At 73.1% G+C, this 24,499-nt stretch carries 18 protein-coding genes and 1 tRNA gene; 12 read left to right on the top strand and 7 right to left on the bottom strand.

The window, feature by feature from the left end; all coding sequences use genetic code 11:
- Positions 1 to 67: 67 nt before the first annotated feature.
- The 6 genes from WMF22_RS23465 to WMF22_RS23440 form a co-directional block, all read right to left on the bottom strand.
- Positions 68 to 622 (bottom strand): fimbiral protein pilA, encoded by a 555-nt coding sequence (locus tag WMF22_RS23465; protein WP_438037092.1) that lies wholly within the window; start codon positions 620 to 622, stop codon positions 68 to 70.
- A gap of 200 nt (positions 623 to 822) precedes the next feature.
- Positions 823 to 1,482 (bottom strand): type IV pilin protein, encoded by a 660-nt coding sequence (locus tag WMF22_RS23460; RefSeq protein ID WP_438037091.1) that lies wholly within the window; start codon positions 1,480 to 1,482, stop codon positions 823 to 825.
- 85 nt (positions 1,483 to 1,567) lie between these two features.
- The gene (locus tag WMF22_RS23455; RefSeq protein WP_438037090.1) at positions 1,568 to 3,049 is read right to left on the bottom strand and encodes a sigma-54-dependent transcriptional regulator; all 1,482 of its coding nucleotides are present in this window, start codon (positions 3,047 to 3,049) and stop codon (positions 1,568 to 1,570) included.
- A 145-nt stretch (positions 3,050 to 3,194) separates the two neighbouring features.
- Positions 3,195 to 3,584: a hypothetical protein gene (locus WMF22_RS23450; RefSeq protein ID WP_437301597.1), complete on the bottom strand. Its 390-nt coding sequence runs from the start codon at positions 3,582 to 3,584 to the stop codon at positions 3,195 to 3,197.
- 109 nt (positions 3,585 to 3,693) lie between these two features.
- Complete coding sequence (gene rimO / locus WMF22_RS23445; protein WP_437301308.1) at positions 3,694 to 5,160, bottom strand: 30S ribosomal protein S12 methylthiotransferase RimO; 1,467 nt, start codon at positions 5,158 to 5,160, stop codon at positions 3,694 to 3,696.
- The gene (locus WMF22_RS23440; RefSeq protein ID WP_437301307.1) at positions 5,157 to 6,488 is read right to left on the bottom strand and encodes a dihydroorotase; all 1,332 of its coding nucleotides are present in this window, start codon (positions 6,486 to 6,488) and stop codon (positions 5,157 to 5,159) included. The genes rimO and WMF22_RS23440 overlap by 4 nt, the downstream gene beginning before the upstream one ends.
- Positions 6,489 to 6,781: 293 nt before the next feature.
- On the opposite strand from WMF22_RS23440, the gene WMF22_RS23435 reads away from it, so the two are divergent.
- The 9 genes from WMF22_RS23435 (at position 6,782) to WMF22_RS23395 (ending at position 20,160) form a co-directional block, all read left to right on the top strand.
- Positions 6,782 to 6,868, top strand: a tRNA-Leu gene (locus WMF22_RS23435).
- A 200-nt stretch (positions 6,869 to 7,068) separates the two neighbouring features.
- The gene (locus tag WMF22_RS23430; RefSeq protein WP_437301306.1) at positions 7,069 to 8,247 is read left to right on the top strand and encodes a hypothetical protein; all 1,179 of its coding nucleotides are present in this window, start codon (positions 7,069 to 7,071) and stop codon (positions 8,245 to 8,247) included.
- Positions 8,248 to 8,313: 66 nt separating this feature from the next.
- Entirely contained in the window at positions 8,314 to 9,387 is a 1,074-nt protein-coding gene (locus WMF22_RS23425; protein ID WP_438037089.1) for a DUF4190 domain-containing protein, read from the top strand.
- Between the two features lie 56 nt (positions 9,388 to 9,443).
- On the top strand, positions 9,444 to 9,752 hold the full coding sequence (locus tag WMF22_RS23420; RefSeq protein WP_437301304.1) for a hypothetical protein: 309 nt from the start codon (positions 9,444 to 9,446) through the stop codon (positions 9,750 to 9,752).
- Positions 9,753 to 9,830: 78 nt separating this feature from the next.
- The gene (locus WMF22_RS23415; protein ID WP_438037088.1) at positions 9,831 to 10,883 is read left to right on the top strand and encodes a tetratricopeptide repeat protein; all 1,053 of its coding nucleotides are present in this window, start codon (positions 9,831 to 9,833) and stop codon (positions 10,881 to 10,883) included.
- Positions 10,883 to 11,929: a hypothetical protein gene (locus WMF22_RS23410; RefSeq protein ID WP_438037087.1), complete on the top strand. Its 1,047-nt coding sequence runs from the start codon at positions 10,883 to 10,885 to the stop codon at positions 11,927 to 11,929. Before WMF22_RS23415 ends, WMF22_RS23410 begins: the two co-directional genes overlap by 1 nt.
- 93 nt (positions 11,930 to 12,022) lie before the next feature.
- On the top strand, positions 12,023 to 13,660 hold the full coding sequence (locus WMF22_RS23405) for a serine/threonine-protein kinase (protein WP_438037086.1): 1,638 nt from the start codon (positions 12,023 to 12,025) through the stop codon (positions 13,658 to 13,660).
- A 178-nt stretch (positions 13,661 to 13,838) separates the two neighbouring features.
- A complete protein-coding gene (locus WMF22_RS23400) occupies positions 13,839 to 19,184 on the top strand; it encodes a hypothetical protein (RefSeq protein WP_438037085.1) in 5,346 nt (1,781 codons plus the stop codon).
- Positions 19,174 to 20,160 carry a S66 peptidase family protein gene (locus WMF22_RS23395; RefSeq protein ID WP_438037084.1) on the top strand — a complete coding sequence of 329 codons (987 nt, stop codon included), beginning with the start codon at positions 19,174 to 19,176 and terminating at the stop codon, positions 20,158 to 20,160. The genes WMF22_RS23400 and WMF22_RS23395 overlap by 11 nt, the downstream gene beginning before the upstream one ends.
- Positions 20,161 to 20,196: 36 nt before the next feature.
- On the opposite strand, the gene WMF22_RS23390 is transcribed toward WMF22_RS23395, so the two are convergent.
- Positions 20,197 to 21,123 (bottom strand): lysophospholipid acyltransferase family protein, encoded by a 927-nt coding sequence (locus tag WMF22_RS23390; RefSeq protein WP_438037083.1) that lies wholly within the window; start codon positions 21,121 to 21,123, stop codon positions 20,197 to 20,199.
- A 99-nt stretch (positions 21,124 to 21,222) separates the two neighbouring features.
- On the opposite strand from WMF22_RS23390, the gene WMF22_RS23385 reads away from it, so the two are divergent.
- The 3 genes from WMF22_RS23385 to WMF22_RS23375 all read left to right on the top strand — a co-directional run bounded on the left by WMF22_RS23385 (position 21,223) and on the right by WMF22_RS23375 (position 24,250).
- Positions 21,223 to 22,188: an NAD-dependent epimerase/dehydratase family protein gene (locus tag WMF22_RS23385; RefSeq protein WP_438037082.1), complete on the top strand. Its 966-nt coding sequence runs from the start codon at positions 21,223 to 21,225 to the stop codon at positions 22,186 to 22,188.
- An 8-nt stretch (positions 22,189 to 22,196) separates the two neighbouring features.
- Positions 22,197 to 22,862 (top strand): class I SAM-dependent DNA methyltransferase, encoded by a 666-nt coding sequence (locus WMF22_RS23380; RefSeq protein WP_438037081.1) that lies wholly within the window; start codon positions 22,197 to 22,199, stop codon positions 22,860 to 22,862.
- Between the two features lie 86 nt (positions 22,863 to 22,948).
- A complete protein-coding gene (locus tag WMF22_RS23375) occupies positions 22,949 to 24,250 on the top strand; it encodes a hypothetical protein (protein WP_437301296.1) in 1,302 nt (433 codons plus the stop codon).
- Positions 24,251 to 24,499: the final 249 nt, after the last annotated feature.

Genomic DNA, 24,499 nt, shown 5'->3' with positions numbered 1-24,499 from the left:
CCGCTCGCAGACGACGCCGGTGGACGAGGGCTGCCCGACTCATGAGAGCCGGGCAGCCGGGGATATCTCATTCGTACTCGTTGTTGATGAAGATCTGCGTGGCCAAGATCACCTCGCCGTCGCTGATGACGCCGGCGCGTGCGAAGCCGCTGAACGCGGTAGTGTCGCCGTCGATATCGCCGATCGCGCTCGCCTCGAAGCCCGCGGCGCCGACCGCGGGCGCGCCGGTAAGGGCGTCGTGGGTTCTGTTCGCATTACGGAGATAATGGTAGGAATAGTAGATAGGCTGCGATATCGTGAACTTGAGGCACGGCCAACCCGTGACCGAGTCCCCGACAGTGAAGTCCGCCGCCGGATTTGGCTGGTACTTCGTGCCCTCAGGGATGTCCGCCGGAACCGCGGCGGTCGCCGAGTTGCAGAGCTCGTGGCTCGCGGCCGTCGAGGTGCCGCCAGCGGTCAGGATCTCCGAGGCGGAAGTCTCCCGCTCGTAGGCGGCGACGGCGCCGCGGGCGATCGCACCCACGGTGTTCTTGGCCTCCGAGGTCTTCGCGCTCGCGAGGTACCGGCGCACGCCGTAGATCGCCAGCGCGGCGAGGACGCCGATGATGGCGACGACGATCATGAGCTCGACGAGCGTGAAGCCTCTCCTGTCGTATCGCTTGATTGCACGCATGGGTGTCGATCCTCCGTGATGCTTTCTTTAATTGGATGCTTTGCCGAGACTGACCATGATGTCGCCTGGTGCGGGCTCGGCCGGCCCGCAGCGCGAAAACCTCTCCCACGGACAGGCGCTCTCCGCGCCGCGCCGTGGCGAACCTTCCTCTACTCCGTGTCGTTCTCCCAGTAGATCGACGGCATCGTGGATGCCGTCAGGAGCAATGCCAGCGTTCCATCCCCGTCCCGATCGCCGGCCGCCTGGACGACATACCAGGGCCCGCTGGGCGCAAACTGCGGATCCAGCAGCGGCGACATCGGCAAACCTGCCCACGTGTACGTCGTGCCGGTGTTCTGATCGAGCCCGCCGGTCTCGCCCGCCACCGTCGCGTACCCGAACCGGACCGCGCCGTCCGTCGTCACGTTGAGCATCTGCCAGTTCGCGAAATCGCCGTGGCTCGGGTTGCTCCACGCGGTCTTGTGATCGCCGAGCGTTGCCGAGGGATACCAGTTGCTGAGCGTGCTGGAGACACTCAGGTACGTGAGCATCTCGGCCTTGTAGGACTCCTGCGCGCCGCGGATGCCCTGAATGACCGCCTTCGGCTCGGCGATGCCCGCCGCGTTCATGTACCTGCGGTATCCGACCATGGCGAGCGCCGCCAGGACACCCACCATCGCGACGACGACGAGGAGCTCGACGAGCGTGAACGCTCGGCTCGCTGCGCTTCGCTGTCGCCGCCTGCTCCGCATCCGCCCTGACGCTCCAGCAGGTGACGTGCCAAGGAGCGCGCGGCGCGGCGCCGTCTTCGAGTTGCGCGAGAAGCTCATGAGTTGCCTCGGTTTTCCTTGAGGTGACGAGGGCAGGGGGCCGAATGTGCGGGGTTGTGTTCTTTTGCGGCGGTGACGAAAATCGTCACTGCAGGGCGCCCGGCGGTGACGATTCTCGTCGGGATCCTCCCTCCGGCTCGTCGTCTCCCTCCCCATCGGCCGCAAGGGCGTGCTTGGCGAGGCGGTAGCGCAGCGACCGGAACGAGACGCCGAGCAGCTTCGCGGCCGCCTTGCGGACGCCGCCGGTGCGCTCGAGCGCCTGGAGGATGAGCCGGCGCTCGAGCTCGCCGATCACCTCGTCGAGCGCGCACCCCTCGGGCGGGAGCTGCGCGAGCAGCGGCGCCGGGCTCGCGCTGAGGCCGGCGACGGCGGTCGGGAGGTCGCCGAGGCCGATCGTGGGCCCTCCGGCGAGCGCCACCGCGCGCTCCATCATGTTCTCGAGCTCGCGCACGTTGCCCGGGAAGCCGTAGGTGTCGAGCGCGCGCACCGCGTCCGTCGTCAGGCCGCGGACGTCCTTGCCGAGCTCGGCGGCGAAGCGGCGGAGGAAGCGCTCGGCGAGCCGCGAGATGTCCCCGGGGCGCTCGCGCAGCGGCGGCAGCTCGATGCGGATGACGTTCAGCCGATAATAGAGATCCTGACGGAACCGGCCCTGGCGGACCTCGGCCTCCACGTCGCGGTTGGTCGCGGCCAGGACCCGGACGTCCACCGCGATCTCCGCGGCGGCGCCGACCGGGCGGACCTTCCGCTCCTGGAGCACGCGGAGGAGCTTCACCTGAAGCGCGGCCGGCAGCTCCCCGATCTCGTCGAGGAGCAGCGTCCCGCCGTCCGCCTCCCGGAACAGGCCCATCGAGCGCGCGCCGGCGCCCGTGAACGAGCCCTTCTCGTGGCCGAACAGCTCGCTCTCCATGAGCGCCTCCGGGAGCGCCCCGCAGTTGACGACGAGGAACGGCCTGGCCGCGCGATCGCTCTGGTCGTGGATCGCGCGGGCGACCCGCTCCTTGCCGGTCCCGCTCTCGCCCGTGAGCAGCACGGTGGTGCGCGTCGGCGCGATCTTGGCGATCAGCTCGGCGATCCGCTGCATCGCGGCGCTCGTGCCGAGCGGCTCGCGCGACGGGAGATCGAGCCGCTCGAGCTGCGCGCGCAGCCGCTGGTTCTCCGCGACGATCGAGCTCTTCTCGAGCGCCTTCGCGGCGAGCGCGGTGAGCTCCGCCGGCGAGAACGGCTTGGTCACGAAGTCGTACGCGCCGTGGCGCATCGCGTCGAGCGCGCTCTCCACCGTGGAGTGCGCGGTCATCACGATCACCTCGGTCGCGTTGCTCCGCGCCTTCGCGGCCGCGAGCACCTCGATCCCCGAGCCGTCGGGCATCACGAGGTCGGTGAGGACGAGCGGGAACGGCTGCGGGTTCTGGCGGATGGCCTCGATGGCGGCGCGCGCTCCGGGCGCGACGACGACCTCGTAGCCCTGGCGGCGGAAGGCAATGTGGAGCACCTGACGGAGGCCCGGCTCGTCATCGACGACCAGCACCCGGGTGGCGTTCTGCGGGATGCTCGGTGGGATCGACGCCATCACGCAAACAACCTATCACGATGCTCCGCTCACGCGTCGAGAGCGGCCATCGGGCGCGGCGCGCCGCGTCGTCGTCACGTCACCGTGTCGTCGCGTCACCGCGTCGCGACCATCCCACTTCGGCGCATGGGGCTTCGTCGCGCGCTCAGGGGCAGGCGTTCACGACGCCGAGCGGTGTGCGCTCCTCGACGACAAACGATTGCGCCTCGCTCTCCTCGCCTCCGTTGCCCTCCAGCTCCTGCCATACGAGCAGGGTGTCGCAGAGCTGGGCCTCGATCTCGAGGAGGTAACGGCCGTTCCCGTCGGTGTCGTCCTCGATCACGCCCCGCTGCGTCCGCTCGTTGAAGAGGCTGACCCGCGCGCCAGGGCTGCAGTTGCCCGCGATCTGCCACACCCCCTCGCGATCGGCGGCGGGCCGCATCGTGTCGGCTGGCTCGGGCGGGGGGAGCGGCAGCGTCGGGCTCAGGCACGCCGCACCGGCGAGCAGCGAGATCGCGAAGGCGACGGCGAGGTGAAGCGCAGCGCGGCGGAGCATCGGCACGGCACGGCGTCATAGCACACCACGTGCCGCGCCCCCTCCGCCGCGGAGCGCCCTGACGCAGCGGGATTTTCAGCGATCGCGCCGCGACCCGATCGCCGGACCGTCAATTCTGTTGGCGCTCGCGTCCATCGGTTTGCAGCACGCGCAGGGCGACGCGCCGCTTCGCCGTGACGGCGCCGAGATCCGCGGCCGGGGGGAGCCCGGCGCCGCGCCCGCTCTCCTCGTCGTCGAGCAGCTCGCCGACGAGATCGTAGTCGCTCGCCTGCGTGATCCGGACGCGGCACATCTCTCCGGGGCGGACCTCGCCGCCGGAGAGGTAGACCTGTCCGTCGATCTCGGGCGCCTGACCGGCGTGGCGGCCCATGAGCACGTACTCGTGCTCGTCGCTCGTGCCCTCGACGAGCACGTCGAGCTCGCGGCCGATCATGGCGGCGCTCTTCTTGTGCGAGATGCGGCGCTGCAGCGTCATGAGGCGGCGGTAGCGGCTCGCGGCCGTGCGCGCGGGGACCTTGCCCTCGAGCTCGTGGCTGCGGCTCGCCTCCTCGTCGGAGTAGCGGAACACGCCGACGCGCTCGAACTCGGCCCAGCGCACGAAGTCGCAGAGCTCCTCGAACTCGGCGTCGGTCTCGCCGGGGTGGCCGACGATGAACGCGGTGCGGAACGTGAGGTCGGGGACGCGCTCGCGCAGCGTGGAGACGACCCGGCGGAGGCGATCGCCGCCGTGGCCGCGCCGCATCCGGCGCAGCATCGCGTCGGCGGCGTGCTGGAGCGGCATGTCGACGTAGGGCACGACCCGCGGGTGGCCGGCGAGCAGCTCGACGAGGTCGTCGGTCATCGTCTCGGGGTACAGGTAGAAGAGCCGCACCCAGCGCACGCCGGGCACGTCGGCGACCCGCTCGACGAGCTGCGCGAGCGTCGCGCGCGCGCCGCCCTCGGCGCGGCCCGCCGCGTCGCGGCCGTAGGCGATCGTGTCCTGCGAGATGAGGTTGATCTCGCGGACGCCCGCCGCCGCGAGCTGCTCCACCTCGCGCACCACGTCCGGGATGGGCCGGGAGCGCTGCGCGCCGCGCAGGTCCGGGATCACGCAGAACGAGCAGGTGCGGTTGCAGCCCTCGGCGATCTTGACGTAAGCGCTGCCGCCGGGGGTCGAGAGGGTGCGCGGATCGCCGGCGTGGATCAGCCACTCGGCGGGGTTGCCGACGAGCATCCGCTCCGCGTCGCCCGCGAGCACCCGGCCGAGCTTGAGCATGTCGCTCGACCCGAGGAAGTGATCGACCTCGGGCATCTCGCGGGCGAGCTCCTCGGGGTGGCGCTGCGACAGGCAGCCGGCCACGACCAGGCGCTTGCAGCTGCCGTGCTCCTTGTGCTGCGCCATCTCGAAGATGGCGTCGATCGACTCCTTCTTCGCGTCGCCGATGAAGCCGCAGGTGTTGACGACGATGACCTCGGCCTCGGCGGCGTCGTCGACGTGCGCGTAGCCGGCCGCGCGGGCGACGCCGAGCATCACCTCGGAGTCGACGCGGTTCTTGGGGCAGCCGAGGCTGACGAAATGGACCTTGCGTGAGCTCATGTCGCCGCTCCCTCGCCGTCGACGAAGACGACCCGCCCCGAGGCGAGCGTCATCTTGACGCGGCCCGTGAGCTGCCGGCCGAGGAACGGCGTGTTCTTGCTCTTCGAGCGGAGGCGCGCCGGGTCGAGCACGAAGCTCAGGTTCGGATCCACGAGGCAGAGCTCGGCGCGGGCGCCGGCCTTGATCGTGGGCGCCTCGAGCCGCGCGATGCGGGCGGGGGCGCGGGTGAGGGCGTCGACGAGCCGCCCGAGGGGGAGGGCGCCCTGCCGGACGAGGTCGAGCAGGACCGGGACGACGAGCTCGAGGCCGATGAGGCCGGGCGACGCCTCGGCGAACTCGCAGTCCTTCTCGAGCGTGGAGTGCGGCGCGTGGTCGGTCGCGACGGCGTCGATGGTGCCGTCCGCGAGCGCCTCGCGGAGCGCGTCGACGTCCGCCTGCTCGCGCAGGGGCGGGTTGACCTTGCACGCCGTGTCGTAGCCGAGCACGGCGGCGTCGGTGAGCGTCAGGTGGTGCGGCGTCACCTCGGCGGTCACGGCGATGCCGCGGGCCTTCGCCTCGCGGAGGATGCGGACCGCCCCGAGCGACGAGATGTGCGCGACGTGGTAGCGCGCGCCGGTGGCCTCGGCGAGCAGCACGTCGCGCGCGACGATGATGTCCTCGGCCACGCGCGGCCAGCCCCGGAGGCCGAGCCGCGTCGAGATCGCCCCCTCGTGCATCTGCGCCCCGTCGGTGAGCGCGTGGTCCTCGGCGTGCTGGATGATCGTGAGATCGAAGGTCTTCGCGTACTCGAGCGCGCGGCGCATGACGGAGCTCGACGTGACGCAGCGGCCGTCGTCGGAGACCGCCACGGCGCCGGCGTCCTTGAGGTCGGCCATCTCGGTGAGCTCCGTGCCCTTCTGGCCCATCGTGATCGCGCCGATGGGGTGGAGCGCGGGCCCCCCGATCGCGCGGGCTCGTGCGATCATGGCCTCGGTGATGGAGCGGGTGTCGTTGACGGGCCGCGTGTTCGGCATCGCGCACACGTGGGCGAAGCCGCCGGCCGCCGCGGCCGCCAGGCCGGAGGCGATGTCTTCCTTGTACTCCTGCCCGGGCTCGCGGAGGTGGGCGTGGAGATCGACGAACGCGGGGAGGAGCAGGAGCCCATCGCTTTGGATGAGCTCGGCCCGGTCGGCGCGGCGCAGCTCGTCGGTCGCTGCGCCGCGTCCCGCCCGGGTGATGACGCCGTCTTCCACGACGACATCGATCACGTCGTCGAGCTGTTGTGCCGGGTCGACGGCGCGCACGCCGACGAAGAGAAGGAGGGGAGGAGGTGAGCCGATGGCCGCCATGGGAGCGCGCTCCCCTAGCACAGGCGCTCCTCGCCGTGCACCGGTGCGGCGTCGGCGGGGGAACCAAAGCGGCGAAGTACCCACCACAACGCGGCAAGGAGACCGCGCCAGGGTCAGCGGGGAAGAGCCGGGCGTAGCGGACGCAACGGACGCAACGGACGCAACGGATGCAACGGACGCAACGGACGTGACGGACGTGACGGACGGAACCGCAGGCGGAAGAAAAACGCTCGGGGCGTGATACAGCGCTTGACGGAACGCGAGGGGGTGAGGTAGTGATGCCGTCCCCGCTCGCGAAGCTGGCGGAATTGGCAGACGCGCTGGATTCAGGTTCCAGTGGGGTAACTCCCGTGGAGGTTCAAGTCCTCTGCTTCGCACCAGGCGCTCTTCTTATCCTGCTTCCCTAGCCACGACTCTTGCCAAGGTCGTGGCTCTGTCCTTGCTCGCCGTCTCCAGCAGTTCCTGTGATCGCCGCTCCTCCCCTCCAGCGGGAGGAGCCGCGAGTGCTGCCCCTGCTCCGAGCGCCTCGGAGGCGGTCCTCGCAGCCGCCGCTGCGTCGAGCGCCCCAACCGAGCCCGCCGTGGCCACTGCGCCGGCCGAGCCCGAGCTGCCGCGCGGGACCGGCGTCCAGGAGTTCGTGCCCATCGGCTCCCTCGAAGGGTGCAAGACGAAGTCGGGTGATATCGCGACCTACATCCTGCGCGAGGGGATGGGGATCGCCGGGCGCGCCGACGGCTCGTTCGGGGCCGTGTGGCTCGTGGACCTCAAGGGAGGGGACGCGCAGATCGCGTTCGCCGGCTTCGATAGCGAGGCCCGGCAGGTCGCCCGCGCGAGGGCGATCACGAGCACGCGGGACGCAGGGCTCCGGATCTTCTCCTCGGGCGACGAATGGGCGGTCACGTGGTTCGACGCGGAGGGGCTCGCGTACGCGCGGCCCCGCTGGGAGACGAACCCGCCGGTCGAGATCCAGCGCGTCGGCGCGATCGGGAGGGAGGTCAGCGACCATGTGGCCCTCGCGCCCGCTCCAGGTGGCGCCCTGGTGGCAGCGGCGCCCTTCGGACCGGACCGCCAGCGCCTGGGGGTGTTCCAGTTCGCGCCGGTGGACCCGGCGCAGCCGCAGCTGAAGGCGGTCGGCGTCACGCGAAGCGCCAAGAAGCCGCGCTGGCCGACGGTCGCTGCCGACGCGTCCGGTGGCTACCTCGTCGCCTGGCAGGACGAGGAGGACGGGAGCATCCGGGCCTCGCGGTTCGACGCCGCGGGCAGGGAAGGGAATGCCCACGTCGTTGCGAAGCGACAGAGCGGCGACCGGCCGGCTGGCGCCGCTCAGGAGACACCGGACAGGGATCAGCGGCTCGGCCTTGTGGCCACGGGCAGCGCCGGCGCGCTGCTGGTCTGGAGCGAGGGAGCCACCTTGATCGCCCGCGCGCTGGACACGGAGGCGCGGCCGCGCGGAGCGCCGTGGGTCGTTGGCAAGGGCAAGTGGCGCGCGCTCGCGCCGAGCGGCGACGGGGCCCTCGTGGCGTGGGTCGGCCACGATGGCAAGGTGGAGGGGCAAACCCTCCTCGTGAAGCTGGCCGCCGACGGAGCGCCCTCTGCTCGAGGGATCCGGGTGTCGGATGGGGTGTTTCCCGTAAAGGATTCTCCCAGCGTGGCGCTCGCCGGTGAGCGGGTGGGCGTCGCATGGACGGAGCCCATGAGCACCGGTGTGAGCACGAAGCGCGCAGTCTTGCGTGTGCTCGAGCGCACCTGCATCCCCTGAGCGCTCACGCGACGAGAGGGCCCGTGCGGCGGGCGTAGCGCGGCCTCCGGCGCTAGGATGAAGAGCGTGAGCCACGCATTCGGCCCGACTCAGCCACCGCCGAACCGCGATGCGAACGAGCCGCCTCCAGCGCCCAGGGACGCGCAGACGGGCGCCCTGCTCTGCGAAGGCGAGGCGGCTGGAGTGCCGCCCTGCGACTCGGTCGCGGCCCGCGGGCGCGTCGCGCTCGCGCCGGCAGCAGCGCAGCCGAGCCGCGCGCAGGCGGCGCGGCTGATCATCCAGGATCCCTACCACACGCCGCCGCCCCCGCCGGAGCGACGGCAGCTCTCCACGCTGGCCGTGAGCTCGCTCGTCGCGGCGCTGTTCGGGCCGCTCGGGGCGATCGCCGCGATCGCCTTCGGCTGGGCGGCTCGCCGCGAGATCGAGCAGGACCCGGCCGTGCGCAGGGGGTACGCGCTCGCCAGCGTCGGGCTCGCGCTCGGCGTCCTGCTCACGCTCTGCTGGAGCTCCGCGATCGGCTTCGGCGTGTGGATGTGGAGCACCCATCACGGCGGAGAGACGGCCTCCGCCCTCCCGGAGGGGGAGGCCTCGCCGGAGCCGGCGAGCACGGCGTCGCCATCGATGCCGCTGCCGGAGGCGCGTCCTCCGGCGGTGCAGCCGAGCGGCAGCGTCCCTCAGCACACGACCCACCGGCGCATCGGCGGGGTCTCCATCGTCGATATCGGCGTCGATGTGTCCGTGCTCAGCGAGGAGCTCGCCAAGCAGCGCGCGGAGGCATATGCCCAGGGCGAGAAGGTCCTCGTGATGACGACGAGCGATCCCTGCGAGCCGTGCCGCGGGGTCGACCGCTCGCTCGGCGATCCGCTGATGCAGACGGCCCTCCGGAGCGTGCGGCTCGTGCGCGTGGACATCGATCTCTTCAAGGAAGATCTCGATCAGATCAAGGTGCCGCGGCGGCTGTATCCGGGCTTCTTCCTGCTCTCGCCGGATCTTTCCCCGCAGGACGGCATCAACGGCGGCGAGTGGGACGACGACATCGCGCGCAACATCGCGCCCGTGCTGGGGGCGTTCGTGCGGGGCCAGTACACGACCCGCCGGCAGCCGTGGAACCCGCTGCCCGGCTCGGGCATGCGGCTCTGAGCCGGGTCGCGCGCGGCGGCGAGCCCCTCGCGCGCCGGACAGGGTAAGCTCGGGCTGTGAAGCGCTTCGGCCAGCTCGCCCTCTTCGCCCTCTGCGTCGCGTTCAGCGTCTCGGCGGTCTACAACGTCGTCTCCGACAACGCCGACGTCGAACGGAGGGCCGCGCTCGTCGCGTGCGGCGAGGACGGCGCCGCGAGCGCGCCGGAGCCGCGCCGCGCGAGCGAGGGCTGCAGAGCGCAGATGACGCGGCTGGAACGGACGCCGTTCGGCCAGACCTTCGAGTTCACCACGGCGAAGCGCGCCGTGGGCGTCAGGTGCGAGCGGGCGTTCGTGTTCGTCGGCGAGTACAGCTGCAAGCTCAGGTGATCGCCGCGGCGGCGGCCTTCACCCCGCCCTCCGCAAGACGCCGTTATCCGCGCGGAAGTTACGCTATGGTGGGCGGCCGTGACGAGCCACACAGCGCGCTTGCCTCGCTCGATCGGCCCCGAGGCCGGGCGCATCGTCGTGTGCTTCGCCTCCGCGGTCGCAGCCGCCGCGGCGGTCGCCCACGGCGCGCCGCCGGCGCTGGCGGCGCAGGCGCCCCCGCCGGAGCCGCTCCGCGCGCCTGTGGTCGCGCCCGCCGCCCCGCCCGCGCAGCCGCCGCAGGGCGGCGGACCGAGCGCACCGGCCCCGCCGCCGCTCTCGCGAGACGAGGAGGAGAAGCGGCTCCGCATCGAGCGAGCGACGGCGCTGCACGACGAGGCGCAGCGGCGCTACCAGCACGGCGAGTACCGCGCGGCCATCGCGAAGCTGGAGGCCGCCGTGGCGCTCGATCCCGAGGGCAAAGAGCTCATCTACAACCTGGCGATGATCCACGAGCGGCTGGGCGAGATCGACGAGGCCGAGCGCTACTACCGCCGCTACCTCGACATGGAGGCGCTCCCGAAGGCGCGTGAGGAGGTGCGCGCGGTCCTCAAGCGGCTCAAGGGCGCGAAGCGAGAGCTCGCCAGCGCGAAGCCGCCGCCGTCCTCGCCCGCGGAGGCCGCCTCGGTCTCGACGGCGCTGCCGTATTTGCCGCGCCATCCCGTCGCGGTCGGCAGCGCGACGCCGCGCGCGACCTGGCTCGGCGTCAGCGGGGGCATCGCCGCAGGGTCGCTCGTGGTCGGCGGCGTCTTCGCCGCGCTCGCCGTGGCGCGGGATCCCGGCGCCGGCGAGCGCACCGGGGCCGGCGTCTCCATCGCCGACCTGCGGGCCGACGCGAGCGCCGCTCACCGGTGCGCCGTCGCCGCGGATGTCGCCTTTCTGGTCGCCGGGCTCTCCGGGGCAGCGGCGCTCTACCTGTACCTGTCTCCCGAGGCCCCCGCGGCGAGCCCGGCCGCTCGCGGGGCCTCGGCCGTCGGCGCGCGTGCGCTGACGCCGGGGCAGGATCGCCGTCTCCCGCGCGGCGCCGGCGCAGGGGCGCAGGGGATCCGCCTCTCGCTGGGCGCCGAGGGGGCCCGGCTTTGGGTGCAGTTCTGATGCGCCCCAGCGCCGCGCGGCGCAGGCTGCTCCGCGGGCTCGCCGCGCTCGTGTCGCTCGGCGCCGGGTGCCAGGTCCTCGTCGACGGCACGCTGGGCCCGGTGCGCTGCACGGACGAGGGCGCGCTCGGGCCGCCGGCGTGCCCCGAGGGCGCCGTCTGCAGGGACGGCGCCTGCGCCGAGCAGCCGCTGGAACGCGCGCTGGGCGCGCGCTGCGCGCGGCACGAGGACTGCGGAGCGCTCGATTTCTGCCTCGATCCCGAGCTGTTCGACGTCGAAGGGCCGGGCGTATGCTCGCGCGCCTGCTGCAGCTCGAGCGACTGCGATCCTGCCCGGGATGCGGTCTGCTGGATCCCCGACGGCGGAGGGAGCGGCCTCTGTCGCGTCGGCCGGGAGGTCGGCCGGCCCGACGTGGGCGCGCGGCTCTCCGGCGCGCCTTGCGCCGCGCCCGGCGACTGCCGATCTGGCATCTGCGACGACGGCGCCTGCGTTGACGCCTGCTGCTCCGACACCAGCTGCGCCGCGAACGGGGCGGCGTGCCGGCTCACGACGGGCCTCGTCTCGTCCGGTCCGGCCTGGGCGTGCCAGGCCGCCGCCCTGGGTGATGGAGGCTACTTCGAGCGGTGCGCCCGGGACGAGGACTGCGCGTCCGGACTCTGCGCCGAGGTTGAAGGGAGCGAGGTTGAAGGGAGCGAGGTTGACGGGCGCGGCCGCTGCACCATCCCGTGCTGTGGCTCGGAGATGTGCCCGGACGCGCCCGGCGACATGGGGCAGCGCGTCGGCTGCGCTGAGCTCGCGATCGACGGACGCTCGACCGTCCGCGCGTGCATCACGCTGCTGTCCGGGGACAGCTTCGCGGCCACCGGCGTTCCGTGCTCCACGTCCGAGGACTGTCGGAGTGGCATGTGCATCAAGGATCCTGAACAAACGCAGCGATTCTGTAGCGACGTCTGCTGCAGCGATGCGTCCTGCGGCGACGCCGCGTTCTTCGGCTGCCACCCGCGAGCGACAGGCGAGTCGTGGGCCTTGCGATGCGAGCCCAAGTAACGGACGATCCCCCCCATCGCGGTGGTAGTTCGTGCAGCTGACGGCCAGTTCCCAGCCAGCGCTCCCGGGTCGCCCGGCGAGCCCAGCAGGGCCATGGGGCTGATTTGCCCGCGCTGTCACCACCTCGGGGCCGTCGCGCTGGAGGGGAGGGGCTCGTCCAGCCAGCTTCCGTCTCCCACAGGCGAGCGCGGTTCCCAGGACGGCCAGAGCGCGAGGCTGCCTCGTTGCCCCCACGACGGGCTGGCCCTCGTGAGCCGCGAGGTGCTCGGCGAGGCCGACGGAGATCCGCTCCTGGGGATCACGATCGCGGATCGGTTCGTGATCGTGGGCAAGCTCGGCGCCGGCTCGATGGGCACGGTGTACCGCGCGCGCCAGGAGGCGATGGGCCGCGACGTGGCCATCAAGATACTGCGGTCGGACAGGGCCTTCGACGCGCAGGCGAAGGCGCGCTTCACCCGCGAAGCGCGCGCGATGAGCCTTCTCCGGTCGCCGCACACGGTCACCGTGTTCGATTTCGGCGAGATCGTGGACGACGCGACGGACGCGGCCTTCGGCCGCGGTCGCTCCGCGGAGCAGAGCTCGCCCGTGGAGGGGACGACGTCGAGCCGCGGCTCCCTCTACCTCGCGATGGAGCTGCTCGAGGGCGAGTCGCTCGGTCAGCGGCTCAAGCGCCTGCGGCGGCTGCGCCTGGGCGACGCCGCCCGCTTCGCGCGGCACGCGCTCCTGTCGCTGGCCGAGGCGCACGACAAGGGGATCATCCACAGGGACCTCAAGCCGGACAACCTGTTCCTGGCCAGGCCCCCCGCGGGCGAGCACGAGGAGATCGGCAAGGTGCTCGATTTCGGCATCGCGAAGGTGATGACCGGGACAGAGCGGCCGGTCGACGCCCTCGAGACCCAGGCAGGCACCGTCTTCGGGACGCCGCGGTACATGTCGCCGGAACAGGCGCAGGGCAGGCCGCTCGACGCGCGGAGCGACCTCTACTCGCTCGGCGTCCTGCTCTACCAGATGCTGGTCGGGAGGCCGCCGTTCATCGACGACGATGCGGTCGTCGTGATGGCGAGGCACATCAAGTCGTCGCCCGTGCCGGCGAGCGAGGCCGCGCCGGACGCCAGGATACCGCCGTCGCTCTCGCAGCTCCTGCAGCGCGCCCTGGCCAAGCGGCCCGAGGATCGGCCGCGGAGCGCCCTGGAGTTCATCGCCGAGCTCGATCGCGCGATGGACGAGGCCAGGCCGAGCCTCGACCGCGAGCGCCTCGGCCCGGCTCAGCCCGCCGAGGTCGGCGCCACGAGCGAGCTGCTCGCGGTCGTGGGCGACGGCGAAGGCGCCGCGCAGGCGCCGAGCACGCTGCGTTCCGCGCCACGGAGGCGCACCTCGCGCGTGGCCGTCGGCGCCGGCGCCTTGTGCCTGATCGTGACGGCGCTCGCCGTGCGCGAGCTCCGCCGGCCTGCGGACGGCGGCGCGCGCAGCCTTCAGAAAGGGGTCGCGCTGGAAGCGAGGGCACTCGCGAGCGCGATCTCGCGCGCCGACCCGCTGCCGGCGGCGCCGATCGCGCCGGCGCCGCCCGCCGCGACGACGGCGCCGGCGCCGCCGCCCGCCGCGCCGACCGCGCCGGCGCCGCCGCCCGCGGGTGTCGCCAGCGCGGCGCCAGCGCCCACGGGCGTACCCTCGGCGTCGATACCAAGGCGAAAGCCAGCGCAGCCGCGCAAGCCGTATGTGAAATTCGACTGATGACGGCACGCGCGCGGCGCCGCTGCGCAAGGTCGACGTCGGCCCCTGAAGGCCGGCTCTTCCATGGAGTCCCGTCGCGCGAGAGACAGCGGCGTCCAATCGCGAAGGACGCCGAGAGTCGCTGTACGAGCCGGAGGCTAACGTGTAACTTCGCCGCGCACCGATGGATCCCCGGGAGATGGAAACGCTCGTTCAGCGGCTCGTCACGAATCCGCATGACGGGGAAGCCCTGGCGTATGCTCACCGAGCCGGGGAGCAGGACCCACGCTCGTACGCCATGCTGCTCGAGCGCGTCGGCAGCTCCACCGCAGATCCATCGTACGCGGCGCACTGGCTGAGCGAGGCCGCGAACGTGTGGTCGACCACCATCGGCGACGCGCACCACGCCGCGCGGACGCTCATGATCGCCATCGACAAGGATCCGACGCAGCGGACCGCGGCGGAGCGGCTGGCGCAGCTCTACCGCGACAAGGGCGATCAGAAGGCGCTCGTCGCGCTCCTGGAGCGGCTCGTCAAGGCGCTCACGCCGCTGCTCTTCGAGCGGCCCGAGGTCCGCGCGCAGGTCTCGACCCTGCACGAGGAGCTCGGCCGGCTGTGGAGCGAGCCGCCGCTCTCGCGGCCGGAGCGCGCCCTCGAGAACTGGCGCCGCCTGGCGGAGCTCGATCCGCACAACGTCTACGCCATCTACGCCGCCCGCGAGATGCTGAAGGCCCAGCAGCAGTACGCCGAGGCGATCCCGTACTTCGCGATGGAGCAGGCGCTCGTCGACGACCCGGAACGGCGGCTCGCCCTGCTGCGCGACGAGGCCGACATCCGGCGCCGCGCCGGCGATCTCGCGGGCTCCACCGTGGCGCTGCGGAACGCGCGCGCGTTCGTGCCGCACGACGTGGGGCTCATCCAGGCGCTCGGCGTCGCCATCGTCGACCGCATCGAGGCGGGCGAGTCGGTGCCGCAGCCAGAGCGCGACGAGGCCGCGGAGCTCTTCGTGGCGCTCGCGGAGACGTACGACGGGGAGTACGGCTACTCGTACTCGGTCTACGCCCTCCGCGCGGCGCCGGGGCACGATCGCGCGATGCAGCTCGCCGACCATTACGGGAAGCAGCTGGGCCGCATCGCGGAGCTCCGCCCGCGCTACGTCGCCTACCTCCAGGTCAACCCGAACGGGTTCATGGCCCCCGAGGCGCGCAAGCGGGCGTCCGTGCCGCCCCCCCCGCGGCTGCCGTCGGCGCCGCCGCCGCCCCTGGGCGTGGCTGCCGCGCCCGCGCACCGGTCGTCGGTGCCGCCCAGCGCGGGAGCCGTCCAGGCGCACGCGTCCGTGCCGCCCTCGGGCCTCCTCTCGTCGCCGGCTGCCGCTGGGCTGGTCGAGCCGGGGGTGGCCGCGTTCGCGCCGGCGTCTTCGTTCGCTCCGGCGCCGGGGTCGACGGCGCCGGACACGCTGGCTTCGCCCGCGGACGCCGCGGCGCCGGCCTCCGCGGGGGCGTACGGCCTGGTCGGCGCCGCGCCGGCGCCTCTTGCCTTCGGCGGCTCGGCCCCCTCGGAGGCGCTGCAGCCGCCGAGGGAGGAGCCGGCCGAGCTCCGCAAGCCGATGACGCTCGCCAAGCTCCGCGAGGTGCTCAAGGGCGAGCCGGCCAACCCGGACGTGCTCGCGCAGGTCGAGGAGCAGCTGCGCCAGAAGCGGATGTTCGTCGAGCTGCGGGACGTCCTGCTCGCGGCGGCGCGCGTCCCCGAGGCGCCCATCGAGCGCAGGAAGGCGCAGCTGCGCGACGTCGCCGGGCTGTGCGAGGCGCAGCTGCGCGACGTCGACTCGGCGGTCCAGGCCTGGAAGCTGCTCTCCGAGCTCGATCCCGGCGACGCGCAGGCGCAGGCCGAGCTGAGGCGGCTGCTCGAGCTGAGCTCGCGGTGGGACGACCTCGCCGCGCTGCTCGAGCACGACGCCGCCGCGACGCCCGACGTCGCGCAGAGGGTCGAGATCGAGAGGGCGCTCGTCGTGCTCCACGAGCAGAAGCGCCGCGATCCCATCGCGGCCGCGGAGGCGTGGGTGCGGATCGCGGGCCTCACGCCTGACGACGGCGCGGCGCTCCTGTCCGCCGTCAAGCTCTTCGAGCGCGGCGAGCGCTTCGATCTCGCGGCGCGGGTCCTCGCCGACGCGACGTCCTGGTTCAAGGGGAAGCTGAACCACGGACCGCTCCTTCAGAAGCTCGGCGAGCTCCGGATGCGGCTCGATGAGCCGGGCGCCGCGGGCGACGCCTACGGCCAGGCCGCCGAGCTGCTGCGCCAGCCGAGGCTGTGGGAGCTCGCGCAGAAGGCTTACGTCGCGGCGGGGCGGCTCGCCGAGGCGGCGAGGGCGCTCTGCGAGCGCGCGCTGCTCGCGGACCGCAAGGCGCGCCCGGCGCTCCTCGTCCAGGCCGCCGAGCTGCTCCTCAGCGCCGGGGACGTCGACGGCGCGCTCGACCGCGTCGAGCGCGCCATCGAGATCGATCCGGCGACCGACGCCGCCCCCGCGATCGAGGATCTCTACCGGCGCGCCCACCGGTGGCCCGAGCTCGTGCGGTTCCTCCTGAGCCGGGCCGAGGTGCTCGGCGACAGGGCGGAGCGCGTCGCGGCCCGGCGGGCCGCGGCGGCCCTGCAGCGCGAGCTCGGCGATCGCGACGGGGAGCGCGCGACGCTCACGCTCCTGCTCGGCGACGGCGACGACGCCGAGGCCATCGAGCGGCTGGCCCAGGACGCAGGCGAGCGCGGCGATCACCAGCAGGGCGCGGAGCTCCTCCGCAAGCTCGGCGATCTGACGGACAGCGAGCCCGGCAAGATCTCGCTCGCCCTGCGCGAGGCGCGCATGCTCGCGGAGGGCTCCGGCGACCTCGAGGCGGCGATCGCGCGCTACGAGGCGGTCGTGGCGACGCTCGATCCGCAGAACCGGATCGCGCTGCAGGGGATCGCCGATCTCGAGGAGCGGCGCGGCAACCCGAGGGGGGTCGCGGGCGCGCTCGAGCGTGAGCTCGCGCTCGTGTACGGGCACGACCAGGTCGACATCGCGCAGCGGCTCGCGGCGCTGTACGAGGGCTCGCTCGACGATCCGCGCGGCGCCGTCCGGGCGCTCGAGATCGTCCAGGCCGTCGAGCCGGACGACCTCGACGCGGTCGCCCGGCTCCTGCGGCTCGCCGAGCGGCTGAACGACTGGCCGAAGGTCGCGCGCCTGATGGCGATCCTGATCGAGGTGGAGGGCGACGACGACGAGGCGTCGCAGATGACCCGGCGCCTCGCCGAGATCCTCGACCAGCAGCTGGGCAAGAGCGACGAGGCGCTGGCGCTCCTGGAGCGGCTCGCCGATCAGGGCGACGAGCCGTGCCGAGAGGCGTACGTCGCGCTCGGCGATCGGAACGGGTGGAAGGGGATCGTCGCGACCAAGCTGGTCGCCTGGAACGAGTCGATCGCGCGCGCGGGGCGCGAGGTCGCCCTGCGCGGGGCCTTCGAGCGCTTCGTGGAGGTCGGTCGCCAGAAGGACGCCGCGCGCGTGGCGATGGAGCTCGCGCGCTCCCGCACCGCCGACGCCGGCCTCGCGGAGAAGCTCGAGGCGATCGCGGTGGAGCTCCAGGATCGCGAGGCCCTCACCGTCGCGCACGAGCTCCTCGCCAGGGATCTCGCGGGCGCGGCCCGGGCGGCCGAGCTCGTGCGGCAGGCCGAGGTCCGGGTCTCCGTGGGCGCCGATCCGCTGGAGTCGATCCACCACGGCGAGGGCGCGCTCGCGAGCGTGCCGACCGCCGAGGTCGAGCCGCTGCTCCAGCGGCTCGCGGCGCTGGCCGAGGCCCCGGGCCTCATCATCGATCTCTTCGAGCGCCAGGTCAGCCGGTGCCGCACGCCGGCCGATCGCCTCGCGGCGCTCGTCCGCGCCGCCCAGATCGCCTGCGAGCGCGGCGCCATCGACCGGGCGAGGAGCTTCTTCGAGCTGGCCCTCGGCGGCGGCGTCCAGGAGGAGACGATCGCCACGCTCGAGCAGGTGGCGCGGGCCGACGACGAGCGGTCGCGGTCGACGGCGCTGCGCACGGTCCTCGCCGAGGCGCTCGCGGCCGGCGGCCAGGGCTCGCGCGACGGCGGCCGCACCCGGGCGGCGCTCCTGCGGCGCGCGGCCATGATCGCCTACCAGGATCTCGGCGACGTCGACCGCGCCTTCGGCTGGCTGGGCGGCGCCGTGCTCACGCAGGTCGACGACGCTTCGCTCGACGCGCTCGAGGCCCTCGGGCGCGAGGTGGGCGACCTGCCGCGCGTCGGCGCGACGCTGGACCGCGCGCTCGACGAGGTCTTTGACGGCCCGCTCGTGCGCAAGCTCCTGCAGCGCCGCGCCAGGCTGCGGCGCGACGTGCTCGGCGACCGGCAGGGCGCCGCGGCGGACCTGAAGAAGCTTCACGACCTGTCGCCCTCGGATCAGGACGTGATGAACGACCTGTCGGGTCTCCTGCTGGAGCTCGGCGATCACCGCGGCATGATCCAGCTCTACGAGGACCAGATCCTCCGCGGCCGCGATCCGGCGCAGCGGGCGGAGCTCGCGCGCAAGGTGGCGCGCCTCTGGGAGGAGGAGCTCGGCGAAGCGCGCGAGGCGGCGGACGCCTGGCGCCGTGTCCTCCGCATGAAGGCGGGCGATCCGGACGCGACCGCGGGCCTCGAGCGGGCCAAGACCGGCAAGCTCAAGCGCACCCCGCCGCCTCCTTCGCTGCCGACGCGCGCGCCGGGCCCGCCGCTGACCGAGCCGCCGCTCGCGCCCCGGGCGCCGGCGCTCGAGACGCTCGGCCTAGAGGCTGGCGCGGTGGCGGCGGTGAGCAACGGCTACGCGGGCTCCGAGGCGCACGACGGCGTCGAGGCGCAGCCGGCCGCGGAGGCGCAGCCCGTTGCGGAGGCGCAGCCGGTCGAGGCGTACCCGGCGGCGGAGGCGTACCCGGCTGTGGAGGCGTATCCGGCTGTGGAGGCGTACCCGGCTGTGGAGGCGTACCCGGCTGTGGAGGCGTACCCGGCTGTGGAGGCGGTGTACCCGGCTGTGGAGGCGTACCCGGCGGCGGAGGCGCTGTCGGCTCCCCAGGCGCAGCCCGCGGACGCCGCCGCCTCGCAAGCGCTGCCGGTCGAGCCGGAGCAGCAGGTCTGGGCCTACGGCGTCGCTGCGCACGCCGACGCGGCTGACGCCGGCAGCGGCGCGGCCCATGGCGATGTGGTCCTGCGCGAGGGGCAGAGGCTCCCTCTGGATAGCGCTACCCAGGTCCTCCACGTTGCTCCGGCTGCGTATTCCGATGCGCCAGCCGCTCCCGCGCAGGGGTCGGAGTTCGACGCTCACGCAGGGACGCCGACGCTCGGCGACGTCGACAACGGCGAGGCCCATCGAGCGCACGATGAGGCGCCCCTCTCGGCCCCTGCGCTGCCCGTCGCGCCCGCTGCCCCCATGGCGCCTGTCGCGCCGCCCTTGCCTGGCTCCGACGCGATCGACGTCGACACCGACGTGGAAGACGTGGAGTTGCTCGACGACGACCCTGGTGCTCGCTAGCTCTCCCCCGCCGATCCTGCCTCCGGCGTTACGACCGGGCGATACCGTCGCGGTGATCGCCCCTTCCAGCCCGTTCGAGCACGTCCTCGCGCGGGTCGGCATCGGCTGGCTCGCCCAGCGCTACCGTGTCCTCTTCGACGCGGGGGAGGGGCCTCCGTTCGACGGCGACGGCCGGCGCAGCGGGCCGCCATCGCTGTCGGCGCCCTCCCATCACGGGCTGTTCGCGCGGGCCGGGTACCTGGCCGGCAGCGACGCCCGGCGCAGCGGCGAGCTCGCCCGCGCGCTCTCGCACCCCGACGTCAGGGCCATCTTCGCGGCCCGCGGCGGCTACGGCGCGAACCGGTTCGTCCACCGGCTCGACTGGAGCGCCCTCGCAGCGCGCCCCCGCTGGATCGTCGGCTTCTCCGACGTCACGGCCCTCCACGTCGAGGCAGCGCGCGCGGGCGTGGCGTCGCTCCATGGCGTCCATGTCACCGCGCTCGGGCGCGGCGACGCCCGCGCTCGCGCCGCGCTGATCCGCGCCCTCGAAGATCCGCTGGGTGAGCGCCGCTTCGACGGCCTCACCACGCTGCGCGCCGGCGTGGCCGAGGGGCCGCTCTTCGGCGGCAACCTGGCCCTGCTCCACGCCTGCGCCGCCGCGGGGCGGCTCCGGGTCCCGGAGGGGTGCATCCTCCTGCTCGAGGACGTCACCGAGCGGCCCTACCGCATCGATCGCATGCTCGCGACGCTGGAGGTCGGCGGCCACCTCGCCCCGGCCGCGGCCGTGGTCCTCGGCGACTTCGATCAGTGCGCGCCGGGCCCCGACGGCATCACGGTGGACGAGGTCCTCCGCGACAGGCTGCTCCCGCTGGGCATCCCGGTCGTCGCGGGGCTGCCGATCGGCCACGGCCATCGCAACGAGCCCGCCATCCTCGGCGGCCACGCGCGCGTGCTCGCTCACGGCCCCGACGCCGCGGTCACGCTGGCGGGCGCCTGAGCGCCCGCGCGGTCACGCGATCACGCGGTTACGCGATCACCAGAAGACGCTCTTCCGCTCCTTCAGGCCGCGGTTCAGCATCGACTGGATCCGACCCTTCACGAGCGCCACCTTCTCCTGGATCACCGCGTCGTCGTCGTCGGGGTCGCCGTGGAACGTCATCGGCTCGCCGAAGTAGATCCGGTATCGGGTCGGCAGCGGCAGCTGGCCGCCGGGGAGCAGCAGCTGTGGGATGATCGGGAACGTCGGCATGCCGAGCGCCTTCGAGACCGACTCGAGGTTGCCGAGCGAGATGTACTGTTCCTCGCCCCCGATGACGGCGATGGGCACGATCGGCGTGTCGGTCTCGAGCGCGAGCCGCATGAACCCGAGCCCGAAGTCGAGCAGCTGATAGCGGCTGGAGAACCCCTTCGAGATCCCCTTCGTCCCCTCCGGGAACACCAGGATCGCCGCGCCCATGTCGAGCAGCCGGCGCGCGTTCTCGGGGACGCCGACCACCTGGCCCACGCGCGAGAAGAAGGTCGCCACGAACGGCAGCGTCTGCGTCCACTTCTCGACCATGCTCCGCATCACGCGCGGCGGCTCCGCGTCCAGGAACAGCGAGGCCGCGATGAGCATGCCGTCGAACGGGAGCTGGCCCGAGTGGTTCGCGATGAGGAGCACACGGCCGGGCGGGACGCGCTCGATGCCGAACACCTCGGTCCGGAAATAGAAGCGATGAAAGAACGCGGCGACCCCGACCGCGTACTTCGCCCACTCCCGGTCGAGCCCGAACGGGTCGACCCCGTCCGCCGCGTGAGGCAGCGCGACCCGGCGCAGCCGGTCCTCGAAGTCCTGACCGAGCAGCCGGATGGTCGCGTCGTCGATCGTGCCGCGCAGGCTGTCGACCCCGACGCGCGCCAGCGGCAGCGCGCTGTGGGTGACGAAGTGGCTCAGCCTGGCGAGCGTCGTTCTGCTGGCCATGAGCGGCGGACGATAGCAAAACTCGCGTGCGCCTGCACCGGCACGAAGGGCTTGACCATCGGCCTCCTCGAAGCGACCGTCGCTCCGATGAGCGAACGAATGCTCGGTCGAGGCCGCCGTCCCGCCGCGGACACCGATCCGTCCCTCCGGTCCATCCTCATCACCGGCATCTGTGGTCGCCTCGGGCGGCGCCTGGCGCGGCGCCTCCACCGCGAGCGGCGCGTGATCGGCGTCGATCGGCGCAGCTTCGATGGGCGCCCCAAGGACATCGAGCATCACCAGATCGACATCCGCCGCAAGAAGACCCAGGACATCTTCCGCCAGGAGCAGCTCGCCGCGGTGGTCCACCTCGGGGTCATGCACGATCCGCGGGTGAGCCAGATGGAGCACCACAGCTGGAACCTCGCCGGGTTCCAGCGGCTGCTCGAGTTCGTCGCGCAGTACGACGTGCCCAAGCTCATCGTGCTGTCGAGCGCGAACGCCTACGGGCCGCGCCCCGACAACCCGCAGTTCATCACCGAGGACGCCCCGCTGCTCGGCGGCGCGTCGTTCAGCGAGATCCGCGACCTCATCGAGGTCGACATGCTGGCGCAGTCGTTCTTCTGGAAGCACCCCCAGACCGAGACGGTCATCCTCAGGCCGGTCCACATCCTCGGCTCCGTGCGGAACGCGCCGTCGAACTACCTCCGGCTCAACGTGATCCCGACCCTCCTCGGCTTCGACCCGATGGTGCAGGTCATTCACCAGGACGACGTGGTCTCCGCGATCCTCGCGGCGCTCCGCCCCGGCGTGCGCGGGATCTTCAACCTCGCGGGGCCCGCGCCGCTGCCGCTCTCGCGCGTCATCGAGATGACCGGCCGGGCGCGCGCGGCGATCCCGCACTTCGTCATGCAGACGATCATCCCGCGGCTCTGGCGGTTCAGGGCGACCTCGTTCCCGGCCCCCGAGCTCGATCACATCCGCTACGTGTGCATGGTCGACGATCGGCGGGCGCGCGACATCCTCGGCTACACGCACGAGCACGACATCCAGGAGACCGTGCAGGCGGTCGACGACATCACCTGAGAGGCGTCATGAAGCGAGCGACCCGGATCGAGCGGCTCGTCGACTACTACGAGGACTTCGCGCCCGACTACGTCTCCACCTGGAAAGACATCCAGCACTACGAGAAGCCCGTGCGCGCGTTCCTGCGCGAGGCGGTCGCCGAGGGCGCCCGCGTGCTCGACGCGGGCTGTGGCCCGGGACACCTCTCGCGCGATCTCCCGCCGTCCGTCGAGGTCGTGGGCTTCGACATCGCCGAGGGGATGCTCGAGATCGCGCGCGAGAAGCGGCCCCAGGGCGCCTATCACCGGCACGACTACCACCTCCCGATCCCCCGCTCCTGGGGGCGGTTCGACGTCGCCCTCGCGCTCGGCACCCTCGAGTTCTGCGACGATCTCCCGCTCGTGCTCCAGAACCTGGCCGGCGCGATGCGCCCCGGCGGCCGCTTGCTGGTGAGCATCGTCGAGCGGAGGCCGAACGTCCGGCTCCACGATCGCCACGCGCGCCCGCTCTCCGACGCCGAGCTGACCGGCGTGAAGATGTATCTTTACACCTTCGCCGAGCAGACGGACGCCATCCTGGCTTCTGGCCTGCTCCCGCGCAGCTACCGGCTCCACCCCGGCTGGCGACACACCGAGTACGACGTCGACGTGCTCTACGCGCTCTGGGACCTCGAGGTCTCACGCGGCGGCCGGTGATCACCCTGGACAGCGCGGCGAGCCTTTCCGCGCCGCGCTGTCCAGGGTATCTCGTGGAGAGTCGTGGAGAGGAGAGCCACGGTTCGATGGACGTGAAGCTCGGCGGCACCTTCCTGACCTGCGCGATGGGGCCGCTGCACCACGCCGGCGCGTGCATGCAGGCGAGGCGGGTGCCGGAGGGGCTCCGCGAGCTGGCGCCGGAGGGGCTCCTCGGAGGCTTCCAGCGCGGCGTCGATCAAGCCGCGAAGCTCGCGGGCGTGCGCCGGGAGGACGTCGAGCGCCTCCTCCCGATGGCCGACGTGCGCGAGGCCATCGATCGGCTCGGCGAGAGCCAGTCCGAGGCGCTCCTCGCCTGGGACGTCTACGCCGGGCGCATCGGCGGGCTGCTCGAGGGCGTCGCCGAGGTGACCGACCACGGTCGGGCCCCCGACGCCGGCATGTGGCTCGAGCGGCTGGCGAACAAGGTCCGGCGCGATCGCCCGTTCGCGGAGCCGCTCCAGGTGCTCGCCGAGGACATCGCGCAATGGCAGGCGATGATCGGCCGCTGCCGCAAGCTGCTCGACGAGAGCGGCGGCGGCGCGCTCGCCAAGGCGTATCACCGGCGGAGGCTCCGCAGGATCGCGTCGATCGTGGTGTCGGCGCTCGTGATCGTCGCGGCGCTGTCGGTCATCGTGCGGCTCCGCGCCGCCCGCGCGCGCGTCGATGCCGTCCTGGAGCGCCCGGAGGTGTGCGCGGTCCGCGACATCGCGGAGGACGATCTCGGCCGCGCGGCGAGCGAGCAGCAGCGGCGCGTGGCCGCGCGGCTCGAGCAGTGCGCCGCGGTGGAGGCCCGCGAGGCGCGCGAGCGCGAGGAGCGGCTGCGCGCCGAGGAGCGGGCCCGCGAAGAGCAGCGGCTGCGCGCGGAGCGCGACGAGAAGTGCGCCGCGCTCGCCGTGCGGTTCAAGGCGGGGGCGTTCTCGGACGACGACGGCAAGATCGCCGGCGTGGAGAAGGATCTGCTCCGGCGGATCGCGGGGCGGAGGCTCCTCGCCACCGACGTCGGACCGGCCGGTCCCGCGCTGCCGTGCGAGGGCGCGCGCGGCGGCGACGAGCTGCGCGCCGCCTTCGCGGACGCCCTGGTCGCGTCGGTCTGGACGTGGGCGCCGGCCGCCGATCCCGGCCCGAAGCTCGGCGATTTGCTCGTGGCGCGGCGCGCGGAGCTGCCCCCCCGCGCGCAGACGATGCTCGCGGTCCGGACCGGATACGAGTCCAAGCGGGCCATCGTATCGGGCGATCCGGCGGCGCTCGAGCGGGCGTCGCGCCTGTGCGCGCTCACGGTGAAGCTCGAGATCGCGAGCGGGGCCGGCTGCGCGGCGCTGGCGAGGCTGGCCGTCAAACCCGCGCCGTGAGCCGGCGGTCCGAGGGATCGCGGCGTGAGCTGCGCTGACCTCGGGGCCGCCGGTCGAGCGCGTCGTCGCGGACGCTCATTCTCGCTCGACCGTCGACCCTCACCGGCGCCGCGCGGCGAACGGGGGCTCTTCGAGCACGCCGCCTTCGGACGACCAGGGATGCGCCTGGCCGACGGCGTTTCACGGGAGGTGAGGGGAGAGGGGCCGGAGGAGCGCGGGCGGGACGATGGGCGCCCCGCCCGCCAGGTT

Origin of the sequence: Sorangium sp. So ce204 (assembly GCF_051526795.1) — a bacterium.
In the GTDB taxonomy this organism is placed as follows: Bacteria; Myxococcota_A; Polyangia; order Polyangiales; family Polyangiaceae; genus Sorangium; species Sorangium cellulosum_B.
This window is presented reverse-complemented; position numbering and strand designations above follow the sequence as displayed.